This window comes from Hydrogenivirga okinawensis, from assembly GCF_055385515.1.
The window spans coordinates 803978-825156 of sequence record NZ_AP042386.1 but is presented as its reverse complement, the minus strand read 5'-3'; the positions used below and the strand labels follow the sequence as shown (position 1 = coordinate 825156).

Here is a 21179-nt window from a genome sequence, read left to right as displayed (position 1 = left end):
TTAATCCTCCAATTCACTTAAGAAGTTCTTTCAGCTTATTCTTCAGCTCAGGGTTCTTTTTTAGAGCTTCCCTGAAGGCTTCCGGGTGCATCGTCATCATGCGGAGCATCCTCTCCGCCGTAGAGGGTCTCTTGGCAAGTTTCTGCATGAGCTCCTTCCTGCACTTCATCATGTGCTCACGGACTATCTTCATGGTCTCGGGATCCTGCATCATACCCATTCCCATCATGGGCATCATTCCCATTCCACCCATACCCATCATTCCGTGCATCATTGGCATCATAGGCATCATCATGTAAGGATAGAAGGGCTGACCCATCATCCCTCCTTGTCCGCCCATCATCATGCCTCCCATCATCTGGGGGAACCCAGCTCCCGAGAGCGTGAGTACCGCTGCAGTTGCTAAGAGTAGCTTCTTCATAATGCACCTCCTTTATCTGATAATTTCGTAAACCTTCTCCTCCGCACCCCAACCGCTGAGTGTACCGTGAGGAGAGTAAACGCCCTTGGCGTTCTTTTCCTTAAGTAGCGCCTCTATACCTTCCACCGGAACGTGTCCTTCTATGAACCTATCTCCGATCACCATCGTGTGACAGGAGCGTTTGTTTACGGGAACGCCGAGTTCATCCTTCTTCTTGAAGAGTTCGTCGGGCTTGACCTCAACCCGGTTTATCACGTATCCCTTTTCCTCAAGACTTTTAAAGTATTTATGACAACAGCCACAGTTGGGATTGTAGAAGGCAGTTATCTCCCTTCCGAAGGAGAATCCAAGTATCGCCAAAGTTAAGAGAGCCAAAATCCCCTTCATGATCGCACCTCCTTCAGTGGTGATGATGTCCTCCTCCGCCTTGCTGACCGTAGAGACCCCTTATCTGCGCCTCCGAATCAAGGAGGAACGTTCCCTTAACCACTACCTTCTGCCCCTCCTTAAGACCATGCTTTACCTCATAAAAACCCTCCGCCTTCTTCCCGAGTTTCACGTTTACCGGCATGTACATACCCGGCTCCATCTCCACGAAGACGAGTGTTCTTTTTCCTGTATCCACAACAGCGGTTTCGGGAACAGCGAGAACTTCACCGATGGGAACTTCAAAGAGTACATCCACCAAGGCGTTTGGTTTCAGAGCTATCCCCCTGTTCTTAGCCCTTATCCTCACCTTCACGGTCTTAGCCATGTGATCCGCTTCCGGGAAGATGTAGTCCACCTCCCCCTCTATCATGTTCTCGGGATCGTCCTCGGGAGTTATCAGTGCGGGAGTTCCCTTCTTTACGTATCTCGCCTGCCTGAAGGGAATCTCGGCGATTATCCAGACGGTGGAGATGTCCGCTATCCTGTAGGCGGTCTGTCCCTCCTTGACGTAACCTCCTTCGAATACCCTCTGCTCTATGATCACACCGTCAACGGGGGACCTGACTATCTCCTTTATTTTCAAGTACTCTAACTTCTCCTTGGCTTTCCTTATCAGTTCCGGGTCTCCCTTCTCCTGAGCGAGCTTGAGTTCATCGAGGGCTATCTGTATGTCGGGACTGAGAACCTTCATCAGAGGCGTTCCCTTTCTCACGTACTCCCCTTCGAACCTTTTGTAGGTGTCCACCACCCATGCGTCAGCCCTGACAGTTATGTCGTATATCTTCGATAGGTCGTAGCTTATGTACCCTACGGTCGAGAAGATCTTTATGAGATCTTTCCTCTGAACCGGTTCGGTGACTACACCGAGGAGCTGGAGCTTGTCAGGCTTGACCATTATATGACCGCCGTGGGCGGTGCTCGCCGGTCCTCCATCCGCCATGGTCGTCTTCGAAAGGGGAACGAAAACGTCCTTGGTGAGCATGGTATCCTCAAATACGATCCTTATCTGCCAAGGTCCGTCCATGCTGATCTTGAGGGATCCCCTGTAAACTCCAGCTTCCACCTCTTGGAGGGATGCGGCGTCCCTCATCTCGTCCATTCCCGGCATGGGAGGCATGTAGAAGTAGAGCTCCTTCAGGGGCTTGGGAGGCTCAACCCTCACCTCTATCTTGTTGTTCCCCGTCTTGATCTTTCCGTCGCTTGAAAGGATTGTAACCTTGATACCCTTCTGTTCGATCGTTACGACTTCCTTGTAGCTTCCTCCGCCGCACGCGGAGAGCAAAAGTCCAAAAACAGCGAGCAGTATCGTTCCGAAAGCAAACCTCTTCATTGCAACGCCTCCGCCTTAGCTACTATCTGATTGAGCTCCTTGATTATCCTCGCCCTGTCAAGCTCAAGGGACCAGAGTATCCTGTAAGCCCTCAGGATCTCCCTCACGTCCGTCTTTTCATACTCGTAAGCTATCAGGAGAGCTTCTATCTCCTTCTTCTTCTCCTCTATCTCCCTCTCTATCGTAGAGAGAATTTCCGAGCCGATCCTGTAGGAGTCCATCAGAGCTTCAAACTCTCCCTTCACCCTGAGCTTTACGTCTTCAAGTTCAAAGAGCTTGGATCTGTAAACCTCTTCCTTCTCGAGGACGAGGAGATCTTCCCTCTTCTTCTTCCAGACCGGCAAACTCACCCCAACCCTGAAGGTTATAAGGTTGGGAATGTCGGGTCTGATCCCGTAGCCTGCCGAGAGGAAAAGGTCGGGGTAGTGTTCCACCTTCGCCCTTTCTATCTCTCTCTTGGCAGTCTTTAAGTTTTCCCTCATCAATTTCACTTCTACGTTCTTCTCGGGATCGAATCTCTCGGGAAATTCAAGAGCCTCTATAGGAGAACCCTTTAGCTCCAAACTTCCACCGGCGAGGGCGTATATCCTCCTGAGCGTAGTTTCTCTAAGGCGCCGGGCTTCGGCGAGCCTCTCCTCAACCTTAAGAAGCTCAACCTTTAGAAGAAGCAGATCGGACAGGAGTGTCTTCCCGTACCTGTACTTCTCCTCCGTTATGTCGAGGAGGGATCTTATCTCCCTGTCTATGTCCCTGAGTATCCTCTCCATCTCAAAGGAGTAGGAGAAGTCCCAGTAGAGCGTCTTCAAGTTCTTTATGAGCTCCTTCTCAAATCTCTCCCGCTTTACATCCACCTCCTCCGCCTTCTGGAGAAATATCTGGGAGCTCTTAGATCTCTTTACGGGGAGAGTGTACTTCTGAGAGAGAAAAATTCCGAAACTGCTCATGGGATTTTTCTTTGTCGGAAAGTAGTTCTCCGTATCTATATTGTTCAGAGCGAAAGAGAGTTGAGGATTGGGAAGGCTTAAAGAGAACTTTGCTCTGTAATCAAAGGATCTTTTTAAGTTGGAAAAGGACTTAAGCTTCGGATTGTTTTTTAGAGCGAAATCAATCAATTTACTGAGTTCATCGGCACGAACTATCCCCACAAAGATAAAGACTATTAGCAGGAAGGCGGATAACTTCATCGGAACTTAATGTTAGACTTGCCTCCGTGTTAATTCAAGATTTACATTTCCCGTTAATTTCACATCAATTGAACAGAGAAAAGAGACTACTATATTTATTCCCCATGATAGATACCCACTGCCATTTAGACCTTTTGAAGAAGGAGGACCTTGAGGAGAGTGTTAAGGACAGGAGCTTAGAGTATCTTCTCACGGTAGGCTACGACAGAAAGACGATAAAGAACGCCTTAAAAATAGCACAGGAGCATGAACACGTTTACTGCGCCGTAGGCTTCCATCCCCACGAGGCGGATAAGGTAACCGACGAGGATATAGAGTGGCTAAGGGAGGTCGCCAAGAATAACCCGAAGGTGAAAGCCCTCGGAGAGATGGGACTTGACTTTTACAAGAACTATTCGGACAGAAAGAAGCAGGAGGAGGTCTTCAGAAAGCAACTCGCCCTCGCGAGGGAACTTGGACTCCCCGTGGTTATCCACATGAGGGACGCCGAAGAGGAGACCATAAGGATACTGAGAGAGGAGAGAGCCTACGAAGTGGGAGGTATAATGCACTGCTTCACGGGAAGCTACGAAACGATGAAGAGGGCGGTAGATTTAGGCTTTTACATATCCTACTCTGGAATTCTCACCTACAAGAACGCCGAAGGCGTCCGTGAGGTAGCTAAGAAAACACCTACGTCAAGAATTCTCTTAGAGACCGACGCTCCCTTCTTAGCTCCCCAACCCGTCCGAGGGAAACCCAACAAGCCTTCCTACATCTGGCACACCGCTAAGGTTCTCGCCGAGCTACTTCCCAACACCTCCTTGGAGGACGTGGACAGGATGACCTCCGAGAATGCCAAGCTTATCCTGAACATAGGGAACAACGGCAGGAGGGAGACGATAACCTACGTTATAAATGGAAAGCTCTACATAAACCTCACCAACAAGTGCAACCTCCACTGCGTCTTCTGCCAGAGGGAGAGGGAGAGAAACTTCATGGTAAAGGGATACTGGGTCTGGACGAGCAGGGATCCCTCGGTGGAGGAGGTGATAAAAGAAATAGGAGACCCCACCTACTACGAGGAGGTGGTCTTCTGCGGATACGGAGAACCTACGCTGAGATTTTCCGCTCTGAAAGAAATTGCCAAATACGTAAAGTCTAAAGGCGGGAAGGTCAGAGTGGATACAAACGGACTTATGTTCACCTTCCTTCCCAAGGAGAAGCTAAGGGAGCTCAAGGGTCTCGTAGACGTATGGTCGGTGTCCCTCAATGCTCCCGATAAGGAAACCTACGAAGAGGTCTGCAAACCCGCCCAGCCCGACGCTTACGAGAAGGTTATAGAGTTCATAAAAGAAGCTCTGAAGGAAGGCTTTGAAGTCGTTGTTTCCGCCGTTGACTACCCCGGCGTGGATATGGAAAGGACTAAAAAACTCGTGGAGGAGTTAGGGGCTAAGTGGAAGTGGAGACATTACGAGGTGGTGGGGTGACCCTGAACCCCTCCGGCATCTTCCTCCCCTCCAACCTCTTCAACTTCCTCTCAATAATTTGAGGCGAGTATTTTTTAACGTAGTAGTCTATCGTCTCGACCCTTATCTTTATGCTTCCCGAGGGTCTCGTCTCGTCAAGATCTCCGAACTTGAAGTATAGGGTTCCGGAACGCTCAACGATCCTCTGAACCGGCGTGTAGGTGGGCTGATCCATCCCGCACTCGTAGCTCGAAAGCCTCACAACCGCCGTAATCCAAGGGAACCTCGCCGCGAACTTTGCGCCCCAGATTATCTCGTTGGTATTGGAGCTATAAGAGGAGGTCCACACATCCGATATATCGAAGGGGCTCTTTATAATTCCCGCCTCCACCTCCGTCCCAAAGAGCCAGTCCATTAGATCTTCATCAATTGGAAGATATTGACCCCACACGACAGGATATCCAAGGCTCTGGAACTCTGCGTCTATCTCATGTCCTATTCCAGGATCCATGTGGTAAGGTCTCGCAAGTATCAGAATACATGGATGATCGTTCCTCGCACACCACTCCAAGATCTCTCTTGTTTTCTTTCTCATTTTGCTATCGAATTTCTTGAGTTCCTCAAGTCCCTTCTGAACCGCCCTCTCAACCTCCTCATAACTTACGTCCAGAGCCTCCTTAAGGGACTCATAGAGCTGCTTTGGGAGTAGGTGCGGTTCGGCGAAGCTAACGAAGGGTGATACGTATTTGATCCCGAGCTCCGAGAACTCGTCTTTCTCCTTTATGAATCCCGCCTTTATGTTTTCAGGACCCATCATGACCCGCGTGCAGGAAAGTGTATCCATAACGTGTCCTTTCAGGAAAGAAGGAAGGGAGTAGATCATAGGGACGAGGAGAATATCTATCTTCTTCGTTATCAGAAGCTCGCCTATGTGCCCTGCGAGAGCCTTGACAGGATAGCAGGAGTCCATCCCTATCCTTCCCTTTCCGTACTCCCTGTACTGCTCTTCTGAGGTATCGGAGCTAAAAATTATATTTTTGGCGGGAATTCCGAGAGCTTTTAAAAACCCTATCCAGAAGCGGTGGGTCGACCAGACGTTAAGGAACTTCGGTATCCCGACTCTTATATGGCTTCTATCCCTTATTAAATCACCGTCTTGGGCGGTTTTTCTTTTAAAGAGGCTAAGGAGAGGCATGTCTTAGACCTCCTAATGTAATCGGGAAGGTGCTGAGGAGGAAAAAGTTAGGGGAGTTCTTCTTTGACGTGGCAAAGTTTGCCGTTATCGTAGGAATAATAGGCAGGTTTATATCCGACGACATTGATATAAAGGCATTCGGTTTAATACTTTGGTTTATATTACCAAAGAGCGGGGGTGATGAATGATGATAGAACCGATGTGGCTTTTTGTGGTGTTTATAGTGCTCATGGGTCTCTTTGGTCTGACTATGATAAAGCTCGAAGAAAAGAAGGAAAAGCCTTCCCATTAGACCTCCACCCTCGCGTTGAAAGCCTCCTTTTGAACGAACTGGGCGACGTTGGGAAACTTTCTTTTCACCTCTTCCATCTCCTCCTTTATAGCCTTCAGTTCGTTTTTGTCCTCAACGAGTCCCTTTGGACAGGAGTTGTTCACGATTATCCTCACCCAACCTTCCGGGAGGGGAACCTTGGACCAGGGTCTTCCCTTTCCTCCGGGGAGCTTCACGTCTATAAAGGTTCTCCTGCACTCTATCGGACACCACCTGCAGACCGTATCCTCGGAAGTGGTGCTCTTATACTCCAGAGTCTCTATAGTCTCAAACCCTCTAAACCTCGTCCTTCCCGTCTTCTCCCAGTTCTCAAGGGCTATGAGAGCGGCACCTATCGCTCCCGCCTCACCCGAATAGGGATGGACGACCACCTCCGCATTGGGAATCTTTGACTTCAGGAAGTCCACCTGAGCCTTTACCACCGCGAGGTTCCTGTGGGTCCCTCCCTGAAGGATGAACTTCCTTCCTATCTCCTTGAAGTTGGTTATGTTCCCCGCGTAGATCCAGACGTTCTGGGGAAGAACCCAGCAGAGGGCTGCAAGAATTTCATCCGCGTTCCATCCTTTCCTCTGCTGGTTCACTATATCACTTTGCAGGAAGACGCCGCAACCCATGGTGAGCGTGGGCATGGCACGGGCGGAGAAGGCTCGCTCCGCTATTTCCTCAAGGGGGATCCCGAACCTCTCCGCAACTCCCTGAAGGAAGGCTCCGTTTCCCGAACTGCACTGTGAGTTCAGTCGGAAGTCCACAACCGCACCGTTTCTGAGGATTATTATCTTTACGTCCACCCCTCCCACGTCGCAGATGCAGTCCGCATCGGGGAAGAAGTGGAGTCCCGCGGTGGCGTGGGCAACGGTCTCCACTATAGGAGCATCAGCACCTATGATGTCCTTGAGAAGGTCCTTCCCGTATCCCGTTATCCCGACTCCCAGAACCTTAGCGTCTCCTATCCTCTCCTTTATCTTCCTGAAGAGGAACTTGGCATCCTCTATGGGATTTCCTTTGCTGAGCGTATAGACCGAGAAGAGAACCTCTTTATTTTTAGCCAGACAGACCGCCTTGGCGGTGGTAGAACCGAAGTCACAACCTATAACTACCTCCTCAATCTTACCTTCGTAAGGCTTCCTGTTCCTGTAGGCGAAGACCTGCGGTTCGTAAACCCTCCTGAACTCCTCAAGCTCCTTCTCGGTCTTCCAGAGTCCCTTTCTTCCTTCCTTCTCCTTCTGCCTATGCTGTCCCTCCTCAACCCACCACCTGAGCCTATCCATTCCCTTATAAAGTCCGCTGTCCTCCGGCTCACCCATGGCGGTGAAGGCACACCCCAAGGCGGCGTAGTAGAGGGCGTTTTCGGGAACGATTATCAACTCCTCAGGATCTTTACCCTCCGGAAGGGGAACGTTCCTCTCCTTCCAGAGTCTCGTGAGATGGTGTCTCCACGCCTCCTGAAGACCCTTAAAGAAGAGGTTCGGACCTCCCAAGAGAAGGACGTAAGGTCTCGGAGTGTTTCCCTTCGTGAGTATGGCGAGGTTCTGATAAACAACCGCTTCAAAGAGGCTCGCTATTATCTCTTCAACGGGAACCCCCGCTTTAACGAGGGTGTTCACGTCCGCTTCGGCGAATATTCCGCACTTGGAGCTTACCTTGTGGAGCTGGTAGCCGAGATAACCCATCTGGGAGAGTTTTTCGGGAGGAATTCCCAACTTCCTCGCCGACTTCTCTATGAAGGCTCCTGTCCCGCCGGCGCAGGCGCTCTGCATGAAGACCTGCCTCGTCTTCTTGTCCCCCTCTCCATGGAAGAATATGGTCTTCATGTCCTCCCCACCTATCTCCGAGACGAATCTCACCTCCGGATGGAGCTTCTCAACGGCGGTGGCGACCGCAACAACCTCCTGAACGAAGCGGGCTCCTATCATCTCCCCTATGATTCCCGCTCCCGAACCCGTTATATAGACCCTGTCCCTTCCCGGAGTGAGTCCATGTTCCTTCTCTAACCTTTCCAAAAACTCAAGGACCTTCTCCGCCTGCTTGGTGTTGTGCCTCTCGTAGTTCTTGTCTATTATCTTCCCTTTCTCATCTATGAGAACGTACTTGCAGGTAGTCGAGCCTACGTCCAGTCCTAAGATCATCTTATCCCTCCGTGATAATTGGTGATGTGCTCAGGAGGTATTGGGCGGAGAGCTTCAGAAACTTCGGAATAGGTCTTATGGTTGCCTTGGTCGTTCTGAAGATATCGGAGAGGATATCCAACGAAACTCTCGTTGTTGTGTTCCTTCTCGGACTTTTCAATGTCTTTGTCGGTGCTATATTAATCAGAGGGCGAAGAGATGAGTGATGATCAGATGGTCCTGCTACTTGCGGTCTTAGGAACCTTGGGGTTGATGTTAATATACCTTGTAACCACGAGACTTTTTGAAAAAACATCCTAAGCTCTCCCCATCAGTTTAGCCACGTGCATCACGTAGTTGGCGGAAGTTCCCGCGTAGCCGTAGTGGGGAATCCTGTAGGTAGCTTTGGTCAGTTCGGGTCTCTCCTCCTCAAAGTTTCTAATATCCTCCACGCCCAGTCCTGTTCTTTCTAAAACCTCCTCAAACTCCCTCTGGGCGCGTTTCTTAGCTTCGGTTAGTATCATCTGACACCTTGATAGGGCGTGAACCTCTGCATCTCCCTTTATCTCAATGGGAGCGTAGAGTAGGTCCGGATACTTACCCAATACCGCCTGCATCGCACCTATGGACATGGTGTTGGGCATGCACCCGTAGGGGGAGAGTTCGCATATCATGTGGGCGTGTTTGTTGAGGTGGGCGTAGAGCGCCTTACCTATTAGCATGTGTCCCTCTCCTCCGGCGAGACGGAAATGGAAGTAGGGTTTTGCAAGTCTCTTCAGTTCTTCCTGAGGAGGGAGTTGATTAGGAATGTTGTTCATGGCTCTTCTCAACCTGTTGTAGGTGAAGTGATAGAGCTTAAGTAGGAGCTTCACGATTGCCTTCTTCAGCCAGAACTTCTCCACGAAATCTCTGTTTTCTTCCATCCTCCAGAGTTCCATGTGGATCAGGTAGTCCATCCATATTGCTATCGGAGGTGGGATTACCTCGGCTCCTTCCTGTTCGAGCCACCTCTTTATGTTGTAGTTTCCGTCCCCCTCGTGGGTCTGTAGCCAGAACTCTCCGGTTATCTTCACCTTCGGCTTTACCCTGAGTCTGTCAACTTTGATCTCATCCCAGAGTTCCATAACCTCCCTCAGAGCTTTTACGAAGTAGGGAGTTGTGATGTGCCACAGGAGCGATCCCCACTTCTCACCGCGAAGCGGTCTCTTCTTAAACTTTTCATACAGTAGTTCCATACTTTCCTTCAAAACCCTGTCGGTTTCACCGGGGACAACTTCGTAGGGTCTCACCGCATACTCCATATCTGTCATCAGGTCTCCGATGAACATCGCGTAGATTAGACCGAAGGTCAGGGGCATGGTTATCTCGAGTCCTCCCTCGCTCTGCTCCATCTGGAGGAGATCAAGGAGAAAGAGTCTGAAATCGGTCATGTCAAGGTTCTCAAGAACCCTTTCATAGGACTCGTGATACTGCCCGAACCTGCAGGGACCGCATGCCCCTACCGTTACAAATATATACTTGTCTTTCACCACCTCCCTTCCTTCCTCTTCCGATCTCTCCTTCAGAAAGCGGGCGAGGTTTCCCGCGGTGAAGGTGGTCGGGCAGCAGGCTCCCGTGTCTATAAGCTCCTTCCCTATGTCGAGATCATGTCTCTCTATGTTTGGAAGGGGCTCGGCGTTGTAGCCCATGTTCTCAAGGGCTCCCTTTATGAGCTTCTCGTGTTTCCAGGTGAGTCCCCCGTAAACGAGCGTAACCTTCTCCCTCTCCTCCCTCTTGAAAGGTCTCGGTCTATATGCCCTGTAATGCTCCAAAATTTCCATGGCTCTCACCTCCCGTGTTTTTCCAGACTCCCCTCGTCCCAAAATCGATTATCTCCCTTGCGACCTTATAGACATCCACATCTTCTTTATCGAGCAGACCGATTATTATCTCCTTTACACCTCCCATTATTCCCCTTGCCACAACTTCCGTATCACATTCCCTTATAAGTCCGAGTCTTATTCCCTTATCCAAGGAGCTTTTAATCATATTTACAACCTCTTCCATGAAATCCTCTATAATTTCAAATAGACCGGGGTCACAATTTCTCTGAAGGACTATCCGTGCTAACTCCCTCTCTTCTAAGGTAAACTCAAGGACACGGGCTATGTTTTCTATAACCTGCTCAACAGGGTCCTTAGTAAGATCTATTACCTTTATTCTCTCCCTTAGCTCCGCCACAACCTCCTTCAGGAGCTCACGGAGTATTTCTTCCTTGCTCTTGAAGTATAAGTAGAATGTCCCTCTTGCTACTCCCGCCTCGTCTATTATGTGGGATATTTGGGCGTTGTAGTACCCCCTTTCAGAGAATACCCTCTTAGCCGCCTCTATAAGCTTCCCTCTCGTATGAACTGACATGTCAGTCTAATTTGAGCATAGACTATAATGCCACAGATTTTATGATTTTGATCATCAAGTCTTCACATGTGTCTAAAACATAGTTATAAACCCTTCTTTTGATTACCATATTTTCATGAAGTTTTTGGGAAAGCTTGTAGGTAAAAGAGAAGAGAGGAAAGGTCAGAGAGAGATTTACGAGTTCGGAGAACTCAAACTATATCTTGCGGATTATATAGAGCGGGACCCCGACGCCAAGATAGAGGAGTACTGGATAGAGGCTGTAGATTCAAGCGACGACGGCTACTGGACACTCGTAGGGAGAAGGTACGGAGTCTTTCAGCTCTACGACTGGCAGGGAAAGCTCCACAGGCTCCCGGCAAGGCCACCTTCCCAGTCGGTTACCGACATAGTCTTCAGCGGAAAGTACCTTGGCATAGTTGCGCCTCCCTACCTTGCCATCTACTACCTGAACGAACTGAAAGATCTCTCCTCCTGGAAGACAGTCAGGATATCTCAGGAGGGATTGCGTCCCACGGGGGGGCTCGACATAAGGAACGGAACCTTAGCCTTCGGAGTTGTGGGGGAGAAGGTATATGCAATAGACCTCGGTGGAGATCTCTCTCAGGAGACGGTGGACTTCAAGAGCACCTTCATATACAGAGATTCCGGGATAGGAGATCTCAAGGTCATAAAGATACTGCCAAGCGGTAAGCTCGCTTTGGGAGGAACTCAGGGAACCGCCATCTTCAGTATGGGAGGAAATCTTTTAAAAAAGCTTAACTGGGCTCCCTCGAGGGCTATGACCAACTTCGAGGAGAAGCTCTTTGTAGCGGACAACAACGAGGGAAAGATATTCATCTACGATCCGAACTTGGACAACGTTGAAGGGGAACTATCCTTAGAAAATCCTATTTCCACTTTAGACATCTCTCCGGAAGGGAGGTTTCTCTTCACTGCCGATCTTGAAGAGAACAGGCTCGGTGTGTACGACCTCTCTTCCAAGGAGTTCCTCGGCTTCTTAGAGGGATACGGCTACAGCATCGTGAAGGTTTCTCCCGACGGGAGTATATACACCTCAAGGTATGAGGACGCGGAGGACAGAAGGCTCTACTACTTAGAGAAGCTCGAGACGAACCTCATAGACTTCCTCTACCCGAAGGAGAGACAGAAGCAGATAATTAAGAATGCCGAAAAGCTCTTTAAAGAGTTCTCCAAGAAGCTCAAAAGCACCCTTGAGGAGGAGGAGCTTACAAAGATAAAGGAGTTCCTCGAACTCGACAGGATAGACATACCCCTCAGGAAGGTAAGAGAACTGACCGCGGAGGCAAGGAAGAAAATAGAAGGGAGAGCTTACGAGATATTCGTAAACAGGATAGAGGAAAAGTTACGGAAGGGAGAGATCACAGGAGAGGACTACAGGCTCTTGGAGGACAGGCTTTCGGGTGCGGAAGGAGATTGGAAAGAGAGGCTCGAAAGTCTTAAAGAAAAAGTTAAAGAGTACTTCGAGAAGGAATTAGAGAGACATTTAGAAAAGGTCAGGCTCGCTCTCAGGGAGGCTCACACTACCGACATAAGGGATCTCGAGGCTTTAGGGGAGGTGAAGGAGGCGAGATCCTTCATATCTAAGCTACCCAGAGAGATGTACAACTCCGCTACCGAGAGGCTCGTCAGAACCCTTCAAGAGAAGATAATCGAAGATAGGCTCAGAACCTTTTCCATCCAGATCGGTGAAGAGGAGGTCAGGTTCGGAAGGGAGAGCTTCCCGAGGTTCAAATACCAGCCTGTCAAGCTAAGGTGGAGCATAAAGGTGGAGGACAAAGTCCTTCAGGATGGGAAAGTTTTTGGGAGGCTCGTTTTCGAGAGAGAGGACGGACTGATAGCAGAGCCGAAGAGATACAACAACATCCTAACTCAGGAGGAGCTGAAGCACTTCCCCTCTTGGGTCAACAGGTATCTTAGACATCTCAATGGTCTCTGCTCTACCGAGAAGCCGAGGGTTCCCGAGTTCGTATCCTACGAGGAGACCCCGTGGTTCGTCCAGAACCTCGAGAGGTTTACTTCCTTAGTAAAGGAACAGCTCGAGTACGAGGAGGGAATACTCATTCTTGAAGGAGATGCGGGCGTAGGTAAAAACTTCCTCGTAGAGGTCTTCTCCGCTCTGACCAACAGACCTCTCTTTATAGTTCCCTGCAACTCCAAGATGGAGAAGGAGGACATAACCTTCGTCTATGAATTCGACCCCAAGAGGGGAACGAGAAGGGTCTATTCGGATCTCGTCAAAGCTCTCCAAACGCCCGGAGCGGTCATATACTTGGACGAGATAAACACCCTCCCCCCTTCCCTTGTTAAGATCTTCAACCCCCTCTTCGATTACCGGAGGTACTTAGTTCTATCCTACGGAGAGGTGGTTAAGGCGAGATCCGACGTTATTCTTGTAGGAGGTATGAACCCTCAGAACTACCTGGGTGTTTCCGAACTCCCTCAGGACATAAAGTCGAGGGCGGACGTGATGTACGTGGACTACCCACCCTTTCAGGACGAGAGAGGCTTCTACTATCCCGACGAGGCGATAATCCTCAAGGACTACATGGATCACGTGGCACCTCTCAACAAGGAGGACTTCACCTACCTATGGTATTTAGTGGTGAACGATGTAAAGACGGCGAGGGGGGAGGAACTGAGAACCTCCGAGAGGGAACACGAGATAAACCTTCTCTTTGAACTCCTCAAGATAGCCAACGAAATAAGGAGGGCTTACAGGGCTTACCAGACCCAGCAGTCGGAGGAGCCGGTTGAGTTCGTCTTCTCCATAAGGGACACCATAAGGTGTGCAAGAAGATTGAAGAAATACGGCGATGCTAAAACTACCGTCATAGAGACAATCATTCCCAAGATAAGCTCTCCCTTGGAGAAGGAGATAGTCAGGAGTATAATCGAAAGGGTGTGAGTAAAGAGTTCGTAATCTGGGGAAGGAATCCTATAATTGAGGCTCTTAGAGCAGGAAGGGAGATAGAGAAGATATATGTAGCCCACGACTCTCGCCCTCCAAGGGAACTCCTTAAGCTCGCTAAGGAGAAAGGTGTAAAGGTCCAGAGGATATCCCGTCAGAAGGTTGAGGAGCTTGCGGGAACTAAGAAGACTCAGGGGATTGTGGCTCTCCTGAGTCCCGTAGACTATGTCTCTCCTGAGGAGCTCTTTCAAGAAACGATAGATAAAAACTCCTTCTTTATAGCGATAGACCATATCACAGATCCCCAGAACGTAGGGAATCTCCTGAGAACCTGTGAGGTTCTCGGGGGCGTAGGAGCTCTTATAACTAAGGAGAGGACCTCACCAGTAAACCAGACGGTGGTCAAGGCTTCCTCCGGTGCTGTTTTTCACCTCAAGATAGCAAAGGTATCGAGTCTTTCAAAGGCTCTTAGGGAATTTCGGAAGATGGGGGGATGGATCTTCTCTATAGAGAAGGGAGGTAAGGATATAAGGAGGTTCGAAATTCCCTTTCCCTGCGCCCTCGTTTTGGGTTCGGAGGATAAGGGGGTTTCGAGATCCGTTCTCGAGATCTCCGACGAGGTTCTTACGATCCCAATGAAGGGAAAGACTACCTCCCTGAACGTGGGAGCGGCGGGAGCGATAGCCATGTGGGAGGCTGTTAGAAAGGTGATTTGAGATTATCATATCTCTATGAAAGAACATCTCCTCGACAGCGTTTTTGTCGTTGTAGATTTGGAGACGACCGGGTTTGACACAAGCAGATCGGAAATCATAGATGTGGGAGCGGTAAGGGTAGAAGGAGGAGTTATAACGGAGACCTTCTCGAGCCTTGTGGATCCGGGGTTCTTCATTCCCGAAAGAATAAGGGAGCTAACAGGCATAACCAACGCCATGCTCGTGGGAAGTCCGAAGATAAACAGGGTTCTCCCAGAACTCCTGGAGTTTATAGGAGACAGCATCGTGGTCGGACACAACATATCGCAAGACATGAAGTTTATAGACAAGTACACCCGCCTCTACTACGGCGAGAAGTTCAGGAGACCTCACATCTGCACCCTCCAGCTCTCGAGGAAGCTCCTGCCGAACCTTCCGAAGCACTCTCTCAAGGATATAGCTGACCACTTAGGCATACGCTACGATAGACTCCACAGAGCCTTAGACGACGCTCTTACGACGGCAGAGGTCTTCTTAAAACTTCTCAACCTCCTCTGGAGCAATTACGGTATAGGAGATTACTTCTCTATAAAGAGGCTCTCAAAGACCGGGAGATTTTAGGAAAGGTACTCTTTTACGTAGTCCGCCAGTTCTCTTACTATCTCCTTTTGGCGGCAGGATATGTAGACCGATATTTTCGCCTCCTCTCCGGGCGTTGGTCTGAGGGAGAAGACCACCGATTTTCCACCCTTGATATTTCTAATTGAAAAGGCACTGGCTTCAGTGGTGACTTGCATAAGAGATTTAGTTCTGCAATCCTCCAACTCCATGCTCAGCTCGAGCCGTTCTCCTTCGCTAAAAGGGAGTTCCTTGGCAGGGACAAAAAGGTTTATATGTTCCAGGGATATATCCAACACGTAGCCTTTCAGGTTAATACCACCCTCGCTTTTTACGTACACCTCTATTAAATCCTTCGGTTTCACCCTTACCGAGGTCCTCCTCTCTTCCTTCCCTTCGTACTCCTTGAACCTCCAGAGTCTTACTCTCTTGGCGTTCGGATCTATAGCCTTCACTTCGGCAATCAGGGATCCTTTGAACAGAGGATGTCTGACAATCGTGAATCTATCTATAGCGAGAACACCTAAGTGAGTAGGATTTACCTCGACAAGCACTCCTTCCCTTCCTACCGTCAATACGGGGAACTGGTTTCTTATGTGCAGCCCCTTGTATAGATTAAACAGCTCGATCCTTTCACCCCTTTTAGAAAGCTCTGAAAACCTTCTCAGTATCTTTCTCTGAGCTTCACTTTCAGGATCCACGTCGCTGAAGTCGAAGTGTCTCTCCCTGTGGGAGATCAGTTTCCTTACTATTTTGCCAACGTTCTCTAACTCTTCCTCTCTCGGTACGCAGGCGCTGAGCGTTTCTTCTATCCTTTTTATAAGTTCCTGTAGAGATTCGAAGGAACTTTCCTTATGGAAGCACTGGACAGCGAAGTCGCTCACGAGGAGCATGAAGGCTTTTGTGGCTATGAACTTGAGATCGACGCCCTTTCTCTTCATTCTCTCTATAGCCTCTACACAGCTCGATAGATCCCTATCTTTCGAAAAGAAGGTTTGGTTGTAAAGGTTTATGAAGAAGCTCTTGAGCTCCTCGGAGTTTGCCTCCACCTTTAAAGCTGAACCTACCTTCAGGGCGGTGAAGACGAACTTCTTCTCGTAATTCCTAAGGTATCCCTCCCAGCTCTCAAGCGAATTTTCCATAATTAAAGTATCGTGCAAACTACACTTTCTTTCATCCTTTGGAGCGGTGGAAAGGAGAGTTACCTTTCTCTCCTGAAGGCTCGGGAGAGGGGTTTTAAGATAATCTGCGGGCTCTCCTACGTCGATGAGAGGAGTAGGAGGCTGGTAGGTTGCTATCTGCGGGAAGATGTCGTGAGGAAACAGTTGGGCGCGCTCGAGATCGATTTCCTTCCGGTTTACGGCAGCAAGAGGAAGGGAAACTTTCGAAAGAGATTGATCGATGTGCTCAAGGGTCTCAAAGTTGAAGTGGGCGTATTCGGAGATGTGAGCCTGTGGGAGCACAGAACCTTCCTCGAGGGTGTGTGCGACGAGCTTGGAATAAGGGCTGTCTTCCCCCTTTGGGGTATGGCTGATGAGGTTATCCTCACAGAAGTTTTTAAGGTCTCGAAGCCTCTGATAATCTGCAGGCGCGTAAGGAAGACTCCTACACGTATTCTCGGGAGATATCTGAGCTGGGAGATCGTGGAGGAACTTCGGAGAAGGGGTCTGTCCATGGGCGGTGAGAATGGAGAGTACCAGACATTCGTAACCGAGGGGAAGGGCTTTAGCCTTAAGATTAAGAAGGGAAGAAAGTTCAGGAGATCCTATTATGAATGTATAGATCTGGAGGTAATGGAATGAGGGTGTTCGTTACGGGAGGAACAGGATTTGTCGGAAGATATATAGTCAGGAAACTCCTCGAGAAGGATCATGAAGTCATCCTGGGAGTGAGGAACGAAGCAAAGGCGAGGAGACTCTTTGGCGATAAGGTGTCAGTTCTTAAGGTGGACTTCTCCGATAGGAGTTCTGTAAGGAGAGCTATCGAAGGAGCGAAGCCTGAGGCGGTTGTTCATTTGATTGGAATACTTTTAGAAAGCAGGAGGAAGGGGATAACCTTCGAGAAGGTTCACTACCTGTTTTCCAAGAACCTCTACGAGGTGGCTTCTGAGCTCGGTATAAATAGAGCGGTTCACATGAGTTCCCTCGGAACGCATGACGACGCACCTTCGAGATACCACCAAACTAAGAGGTGGGCTGAAAGGACCCTTATGGAGAGCGGGATAATCTACACGATCTTCCGACCTTCCATAATTCTTGGACCGGAGCAGAGGCTCTTTTACGATATGGACAAGATAACGAGAATGATCCCGGTGGTCGCTCTCCCCGGTGGAGGTTCCTACAGATTCCAACCTGTGGACGTCAGAGATGTGGCGGATTGCTTCGTTGCCGCTCTCGAAAGATCGGACACCGAGGCTAAGATCTTTGAGCTCTGCGGAGATAGAGTAGTTACCTTTAGAGAACTGCTCAGAGACATCTTCTCTCGCTGGAACCGGAGAGTTTTCATGATCCCTGTTCCTAAAACTGTCATGTACTATCTCGGGAAGGTCGCCGAACTTATACTTCAACCCCCTCCCTTCTCCTCCGATCAGATCCTCATGATGTGGAGGGACAACGTGTGCGGTGTCCTCGGAGATGCGGTACCGAACGGAGTGAGGGAAGTTCTCGGCAAAGATCCTACCCCCTACGAAGAATCCCTGAGATGGTCCTTGGAAGGGTACAAAGATATCACTTCTTTTGAAGGATCACGTTCTTTATAAGGTAGTTCTGACCGATGTTGAGGACGTTGTTTACCGTCCAGTAGAGAACGAGTCCTGAGGGGAAGTTGGCAAAGAGGAAGGTGAAGGCTACGGAAGATATGTACATGATTATGTTCTGCTTCGGATCGGGACTCGGAGATAGCTTTTGCTGGAGTATCATCGTAAGCCCCATGACTACAGGCAGAATATAGAAAGGATCTTTGTCAGCGAGGCTAGGTATCCATAGCATGCCCGAGAGCTTCAGATCCACAGTTATTATGAGAACCTTGTAGAGGGCAAAGAATACCGGTATCTGGACGAGGATAGGAAGACATCCGCTCATAGGGTTGAAGCCTATCTCTGAGTATAGCTTCATCATCTCTTCCTGCATCTTTGCAGGGTCGTCCTTGTACTTCTTCCTTATCTTCTCGAGCCTGGGCGCTGCCTCCTGGAGCTTCATCATGGAGGTCATGCTTTTGTAGTTCAGAGGGAAGAAGATTATCCTGAGAATAAGGGTGAGGACTATTATCGATACTATCCAGCTACCGGTGTGCTCGTAAACCCAGTACATAAAGACGAAGAGAGGTTTAACGATTATCCTAAGCATACCGTAATCGAGTACGTCTCCAAGACCTATCTCCCTGAGCCTCGAGTAGTATTTGGCTCCCATGTAGAGCGTTAGAGGTTCCCTGTACTCGGCGTAGGTGAAGCTAACGAACTTTCTCTCTCCCTCCTTCTCATAACTCACTTTATCGACGACGACCCTGTCTATCTTCCCCTTAAAGCCCTTGAAGAAGTACCTGCTCTCCTCACCTGCAAAGTCTATCACTCCCTCGTAGCTCTGCTTTCCCTGGATGTCATCGAGATCAACCCTTATCACTTCCCCGTTTATCTTCAGAACCGGACCCTCGTGGGTGTAGAAGGACTTTTCGAAGGGATGGGTTCCGGCAAGGATGTAAACTCTTCTTTTCAGATCGGTGTTTATTTTGAGAAGGAAGTAGAAGTCTTTAAATTCGAGCTCTTTGATTAACTTTACCTTCTCACTCTTGAGCTTCATAATGAGCCTGTTACCTCGCTTTTCGATGTCGTAGTTACCGAAGTTGATATCGTAGTCGAGCTGGGGATCTCCTGTATAAACCTCTAAGGGGAAGACGTTCAATTTTCTCTCTGCTTCCGTTATTAGGTCGAAGCCGAACTCCCTATCCACGAAGCGAACTATCCTCCCTCCTACTGGAGATACCTCCAAGGAAAAGCCCCCGAACTCGAATTTAAGAGTTTCCCCGGATACCTTCTTCTCCCTCGTCGTGCCGAGCATAAGTTGAGGGACAGCTTCCTTCTCAATATTCTCCTTGGGTTCTTCTTTCTGTATGTCTACCTTTTCCGTCCTCTTAGCCTGAGTTTGCTGGGGAGGGGGTTTGAAGAAGTACGAAGAGAAGAGCTCAAAACTCAATATAAGGAAGGCTATGAGGGTCATAGCCAAGAATATCCTCTTGGGATCGGGTCCCTGCTGTTGGGGCATCAAGGTAGATCCACACCTCCTTTAGATAAAGGGTTACATCTCAGAACTCTCCAGAGAGCCTTCAAAAGTCCCTTCAACACTCCGTCCTTCTCAACAGCCATTATTGCATACTGGGAGCAGGTAGGATAATACCTACAGCTCGGAGGGTAAAGAGGAGAGATAAAAGCCTGCCAGAAGTGCAGGAGCTTTATGACAAACCACCTCATCTAAGGGGCGAGCCTCTTCCTTCCCTTCTTTCTCCTCCTCTTTATTATCCTCCTGCCCGCCTTCGTGCTCATACGGGCAAGGAAGCCACTCTTCCTCTTCCTCTTCTTGTTCGATATGTGAGGTTTCAGAGCCTCCGGCATTCAGGCTACCTCCTCAAAGGGAGGCGGGACTCAGAAGCCCGCCTTACCCGTAAATATTCCCGTAAACACGAAGACTATGGAGAAGAGGAGCGCATAAAGAGCGAGAGTTTCGATGAAGGCGAGACCTATGAACATTATCGTCTGAAGTCTTCCACCCACGTTGGGGTTCCTCGCTATGCCCTCCTGAGTTCCCCTGACGGCATGACCCATACCTATACCCGTGCCGAGGGCTGCGAGACCTATAGCGAGTCCTGCAGCGAGAGCCAGCAGCCCATAGAAGAGAGCCCTGTCGGAAGAGCCTGCCCCTGTTTCAGCTGCAAAGCTAAGTGCAGGCATCAGCGCTGTAAGAGCGGCGAGTGCCTTTCCTTTCATTCCTGTACCTCCTTTCACTTTATTATCAGCGATGGAACCTTAATCTCGTCTATCACCCTGCAGAGGTTGGCACTGGGCTGACAGCCCCACAGAACCATCTCGGGGTTTTTGTCTCCCACGAACTTAACCACCTCCTCCTTCAGATCTCCCGCTATCGAGGTGATCTTTATCTCAGCCTCCTCTCCCTTTATATGCCTCCAGAGATGCCTTACCCTGTCGGTAAGCCTCTTCTTTGCAGAGCTTACCGTATCGGGAGGGAGAGGAACGCCAAGGGATATACTTGCCTTCTCGAGTCTGTATATGTCCTCGAGTATAAGTAGAACCTCCACGTCTGTAGAGAGCATTTCTCCATACTTCGCTAACGTTTCGAGAGCCTTGCCACACTCCGCTGAAGAATCGGTAAGAACCAGAACTATCGCCATATCAATGCTCCTCGTGAACTACCGCTCCCGCAAGGTAAACGACGGAGAGGATCATAAAGACGTAGGTCTGTATAAAAACCGCAAGAAACTTTATAGCAACGATGAAAACCAGCGCAATGGGAGATAGAGCCATCGTAAAGGGATTTTTAATAGCTATTCCGACGAGAGCCAAGAGTAGTATGGCTCCTCCCTTCATGTTGGCGAACAACCTCAAGGAGAGGGTTATGGGACGGGCTATGTGGGATATTATCTCCACAACGAAGAAGAAGGGAGCCAAAAGAGGTATCGGTCCAAGGAAGTGCTTGAAGTATCCCAAGCCGTGCTCTCTTATGCCCTCGAAGTTATAATACAAAAACACGGTCAGCGCCATCGCAAGGTTGGTGTTCATGTTTCCGGTAGGGGCTTCGAGCCCGGGAACCATACCGAGAAGGTTGGAAAAGAAGATGAAGAGCCCCATGGCAGCTATAAGGGGGGTGTACTTCAAACCCTTTTCCCCAATGTTGTCAAGGAGCATACCCCTGACGAACCTCAGATAGCCCTCTAAGAGAGCCTGAAACTTGGTAGGCTTTATCGAAGGCTTGCCTCCGGCGAGAACCAAGCCAGTAGATATTCCCATAGAAACGAGGCCCAGTATAACGTGGTTGTAGCTTATCCCTTCCATTCTCCTTCTCCTTTTTCGGGGGAAAGATTATAACAC

23 protein-coding genes are annotated in these 21179 nt (G+C 49.4%); 8 read left to right on the top strand and 15 right to left on the bottom strand.

What is annotated here, in order from left to right:
• Positions 1-13: 13 nt before the first annotated feature.
• The 4 genes from ACZ483_RS04750 to ACZ483_RS04735 are packed head-to-tail and all read right to left on the bottom strand — an operon-like array spanning position 14 to position 3364.
• A complete protein-coding gene (locus tag ACZ483_RS04750) occupies positions 14-421 on the bottom strand; it encodes a hypothetical protein (RefSeq protein WP_464325027.1) in 408 nt (135 codons plus the stop codon).
• 12 nt (positions 422-433) lie between these two features.
• The gene (locus tag ACZ483_RS04745; RefSeq protein ID WP_464325026.1) at positions 434-808 is read right to left on the bottom strand and encodes a DUF411 domain-containing protein; all 375 of its coding nucleotides are present in this window, start codon (positions 806-808) and stop codon (positions 434-436) included.
• A 13-nt stretch (positions 809-821) separates the two neighbouring features.
• Positions 822-2180, bottom strand: a complete 1359-nt coding sequence (locus ACZ483_RS04740) for an efflux RND transporter periplasmic adaptor subunit (protein ID WP_464325025.1) — start codon at positions 2178-2180, stop codon at positions 822-824.
• Positions 2177-3364, bottom strand: coding sequence for a TolC family protein (locus tag ACZ483_RS04735; protein ID WP_464325024.1), 1188 nt, complete (start codon positions 3362-3364; stop codon positions 2177-2179). Before ACZ483_RS04735 ends, ACZ483_RS04740 begins: the two co-directional genes overlap by 4 nt.
• Before the next feature lie 104 nt (positions 3365-3468).
• Between ACZ483_RS04735 and ACZ483_RS04730 the strand changes: the two genes are divergently transcribed.
• Positions 3469-4833, top strand: coding sequence for a YchF/TatD family DNA exonuclease (locus ACZ483_RS04730; RefSeq protein ID WP_464325023.1), 1365 nt, complete (start codon positions 3469-3471; stop codon positions 4831-4833).
• Here the strand turns inward: ACZ483_RS04730 and ACZ483_RS04725 are convergent.
• Complete coding sequence (locus ACZ483_RS04725) at positions 4796-6007, bottom strand: acyl-CoA dehydratase activase-related protein (protein ID WP_464325022.1); 1212 nt, start codon at positions 6005-6007, stop codon at positions 4796-4798. The genes ACZ483_RS04730 and ACZ483_RS04725 overlap by 38 nt on opposite strands.
• 29 nt (positions 6008-6036) lie before the next feature.
• On the opposite strand from ACZ483_RS04725, the gene ACZ483_RS04720 reads away from it, so the two are divergent.
• Positions 6037-6195, top strand: a complete 159-nt coding sequence (locus ACZ483_RS04720) for a hypothetical protein (RefSeq protein ID WP_464325021.1) — start codon at positions 6037-6039, stop codon at positions 6193-6195.
• Between the two features lie 100 nt (positions 6196-6295).
• On the opposite strand, the gene ACZ483_RS04715 is transcribed toward ACZ483_RS04720, so the two are convergent.
• Positions 6296-8464 (bottom strand): BadF/BadG/BcrA/BcrD ATPase family protein, encoded by a 2169-nt coding sequence (locus tag ACZ483_RS04715; protein WP_464325020.1) that lies wholly within the window; start codon positions 8462-8464, stop codon positions 6296-6298.
• A 26-nt stretch (positions 8465-8490) separates the two neighbouring features.
• Here ACZ483_RS04715 and ACZ483_RS04710 point away from each other — a divergent pair, with 26 nt between their 5' ends.
• The gene (locus ACZ483_RS04710; protein WP_464325019.1) at positions 8491-8670 is read left to right on the top strand and encodes a hypothetical protein; all 180 of its coding nucleotides are present in this window, start codon (positions 8491-8493) and stop codon (positions 8668-8670) included.
• A gap of 90 nt (positions 8671-8760) precedes the next feature.
• Here ACZ483_RS04710 and ACZ483_RS04705 read toward each other — a convergent pair whose 3' ends face one another.
• Both ACZ483_RS04705 and ACZ483_RS04700 read right to left on the bottom strand, forming a co-directional pair.
• Positions 8761-10263: a hypothetical protein gene (locus ACZ483_RS04705; protein WP_464325018.1), complete on the bottom strand. Its 1503-nt coding sequence runs from the start codon at positions 10261-10263 to the stop codon at positions 8761-8763.
• Positions 10232-10840, bottom strand: a complete 609-nt coding sequence (locus tag ACZ483_RS04700) for a TetR/AcrR family transcriptional regulator (RefSeq protein ID WP_464325017.1) — start codon at positions 10838-10840, stop codon at positions 10232-10234. The genes ACZ483_RS04705 and ACZ483_RS04700 overlap by 32 nt, the downstream gene beginning before the upstream one ends.
• Positions 10841-10955: 115 nt before the next feature.
• Between ACZ483_RS04700 and ACZ483_RS04695 the strand changes: the two genes are divergently transcribed.
• Genes ACZ483_RS04695 through ACZ483_RS04685 form a run of 3 tightly spaced genes read left to right on the top strand, consistent with a single transcriptional unit; the run spans position 10956 to position 15088 of the window.
• Positions 10956-13769: an AAA family ATPase gene (locus ACZ483_RS04695; RefSeq protein WP_464325016.1), complete on the top strand. Its 2814-nt coding sequence runs from the start codon at positions 10956-10958 to the stop codon at positions 13767-13769.
• Positions 13766-14488 carry a 23S rRNA (guanosine(2251)-2'-O)-methyltransferase RlmB gene (gene rlmB / locus ACZ483_RS04690; protein WP_464325015.1) on the top strand — a complete coding sequence of 241 codons (723 nt, stop codon included), beginning with the start codon at positions 13766-13768 and terminating at the stop codon, positions 14486-14488. Before ACZ483_RS04695 ends, rlmB begins: the two co-directional genes overlap by 4 nt.
• Before the next feature lie 15 nt (positions 14489-14503).
• The gene (locus ACZ483_RS04685; RefSeq protein WP_464325014.1) at positions 14504-15088 is read left to right on the top strand and encodes a 3'-5' exonuclease; all 585 of its coding nucleotides are present in this window, start codon (positions 14504-14506) and stop codon (positions 15086-15088) included.
• On the opposite strand, the gene ACZ483_RS04680 is transcribed toward ACZ483_RS04685, so the two are convergent.
• Positions 15085-16227 (bottom strand): hypothetical protein, encoded by a 1143-nt coding sequence (locus ACZ483_RS04680; RefSeq protein WP_464325013.1) that lies wholly within the window; start codon positions 16225-16227, stop codon positions 15085-15087. The two genes, ACZ483_RS04685 and ACZ483_RS04680, sit on opposite strands and share 4 nt — an antisense overlap.
• A gap of 12 nt (positions 16228-16239) precedes the next feature.
• On the opposite strand from ACZ483_RS04680, the gene ACZ483_RS04675 reads away from it, so the two are divergent.
• Together ACZ483_RS04675 and ACZ483_RS04670 are read left to right on the top strand one after the other, a co-directional pair.
• Positions 16240-16887 (top strand): Dph6-related ATP pyrophosphatase, encoded by a 648-nt coding sequence (locus ACZ483_RS04675; RefSeq protein ID WP_464325012.1) that lies wholly within the window; start codon positions 16240-16242, stop codon positions 16885-16887.
• Positions 16884-17843, top strand: a complete 960-nt coding sequence (locus ACZ483_RS04670; RefSeq protein ID WP_464325011.1) for a complex I NDUFA9 subunit family protein — start codon at positions 16884-16886, stop codon at positions 17841-17843. The genes ACZ483_RS04675 and ACZ483_RS04670 overlap by 4 nt, the downstream gene beginning before the upstream one ends.
• Here ACZ483_RS04670 and yidC read toward each other — a convergent pair.
• From yidC to atpB, 6 genes are read right to left on the bottom strand one after another with little or no spacing between them, the layout of a single operon-like run.
• Positions 17812-19341 (bottom strand): membrane protein insertase YidC, encoded by a 1530-nt coding sequence (gene yidC / locus ACZ483_RS04665; RefSeq protein ID WP_464325010.1) that lies wholly within the window; start codon positions 19339-19341, stop codon positions 17812-17814. The genes ACZ483_RS04670 and yidC overlap by 32 nt on opposite strands.
• Complete coding sequence (yidD, locus tag ACZ483_RS04660) at positions 19341-19547, bottom strand: membrane protein insertion efficiency factor YidD (RefSeq protein ID WP_464325009.1); 207 nt, start codon at positions 19545-19547, stop codon at positions 19341-19343. The genes yidC and yidD overlap by 1 nt, the downstream gene beginning before the upstream one ends.
• Positions 19548-19688: a 50S ribosomal protein L34 gene (rpmH, locus tag ACZ483_RS04655; protein WP_464325008.1), complete on the bottom strand. Its 141-nt coding sequence runs from the start codon at positions 19686-19688 to the stop codon at positions 19548-19550. It abuts the gene before it with no gap.
• Between the two features lie 30 nt (positions 19689-19718).
• Positions 19719-20060, bottom strand: a complete 342-nt coding sequence (gene atpE, locus ACZ483_RS04650; protein WP_464325007.1) for an ATP synthase F0 subunit C — start codon at positions 20058-20060, stop codon at positions 19719-19721.
• A 14-nt stretch (positions 20061-20074) separates the two neighbouring features.
• Positions 20075-20482, bottom strand: a complete 408-nt coding sequence (locus ACZ483_RS04645) for a hypothetical protein (protein WP_464325006.1) — start codon at positions 20480-20482, stop codon at positions 20075-20077.
• A gap of 1 nt (position 20483) precedes the next feature.
• On the bottom strand, positions 20484-21143 hold the full coding sequence (gene atpB, locus ACZ483_RS04640) for a F0F1 ATP synthase subunit A (RefSeq protein WP_464325005.1): 660 nt from the start codon (positions 21141-21143) through the stop codon (positions 20484-20486).
• Between the last annotated feature and the right edge of the window lie 36 nt (positions 21144-21179).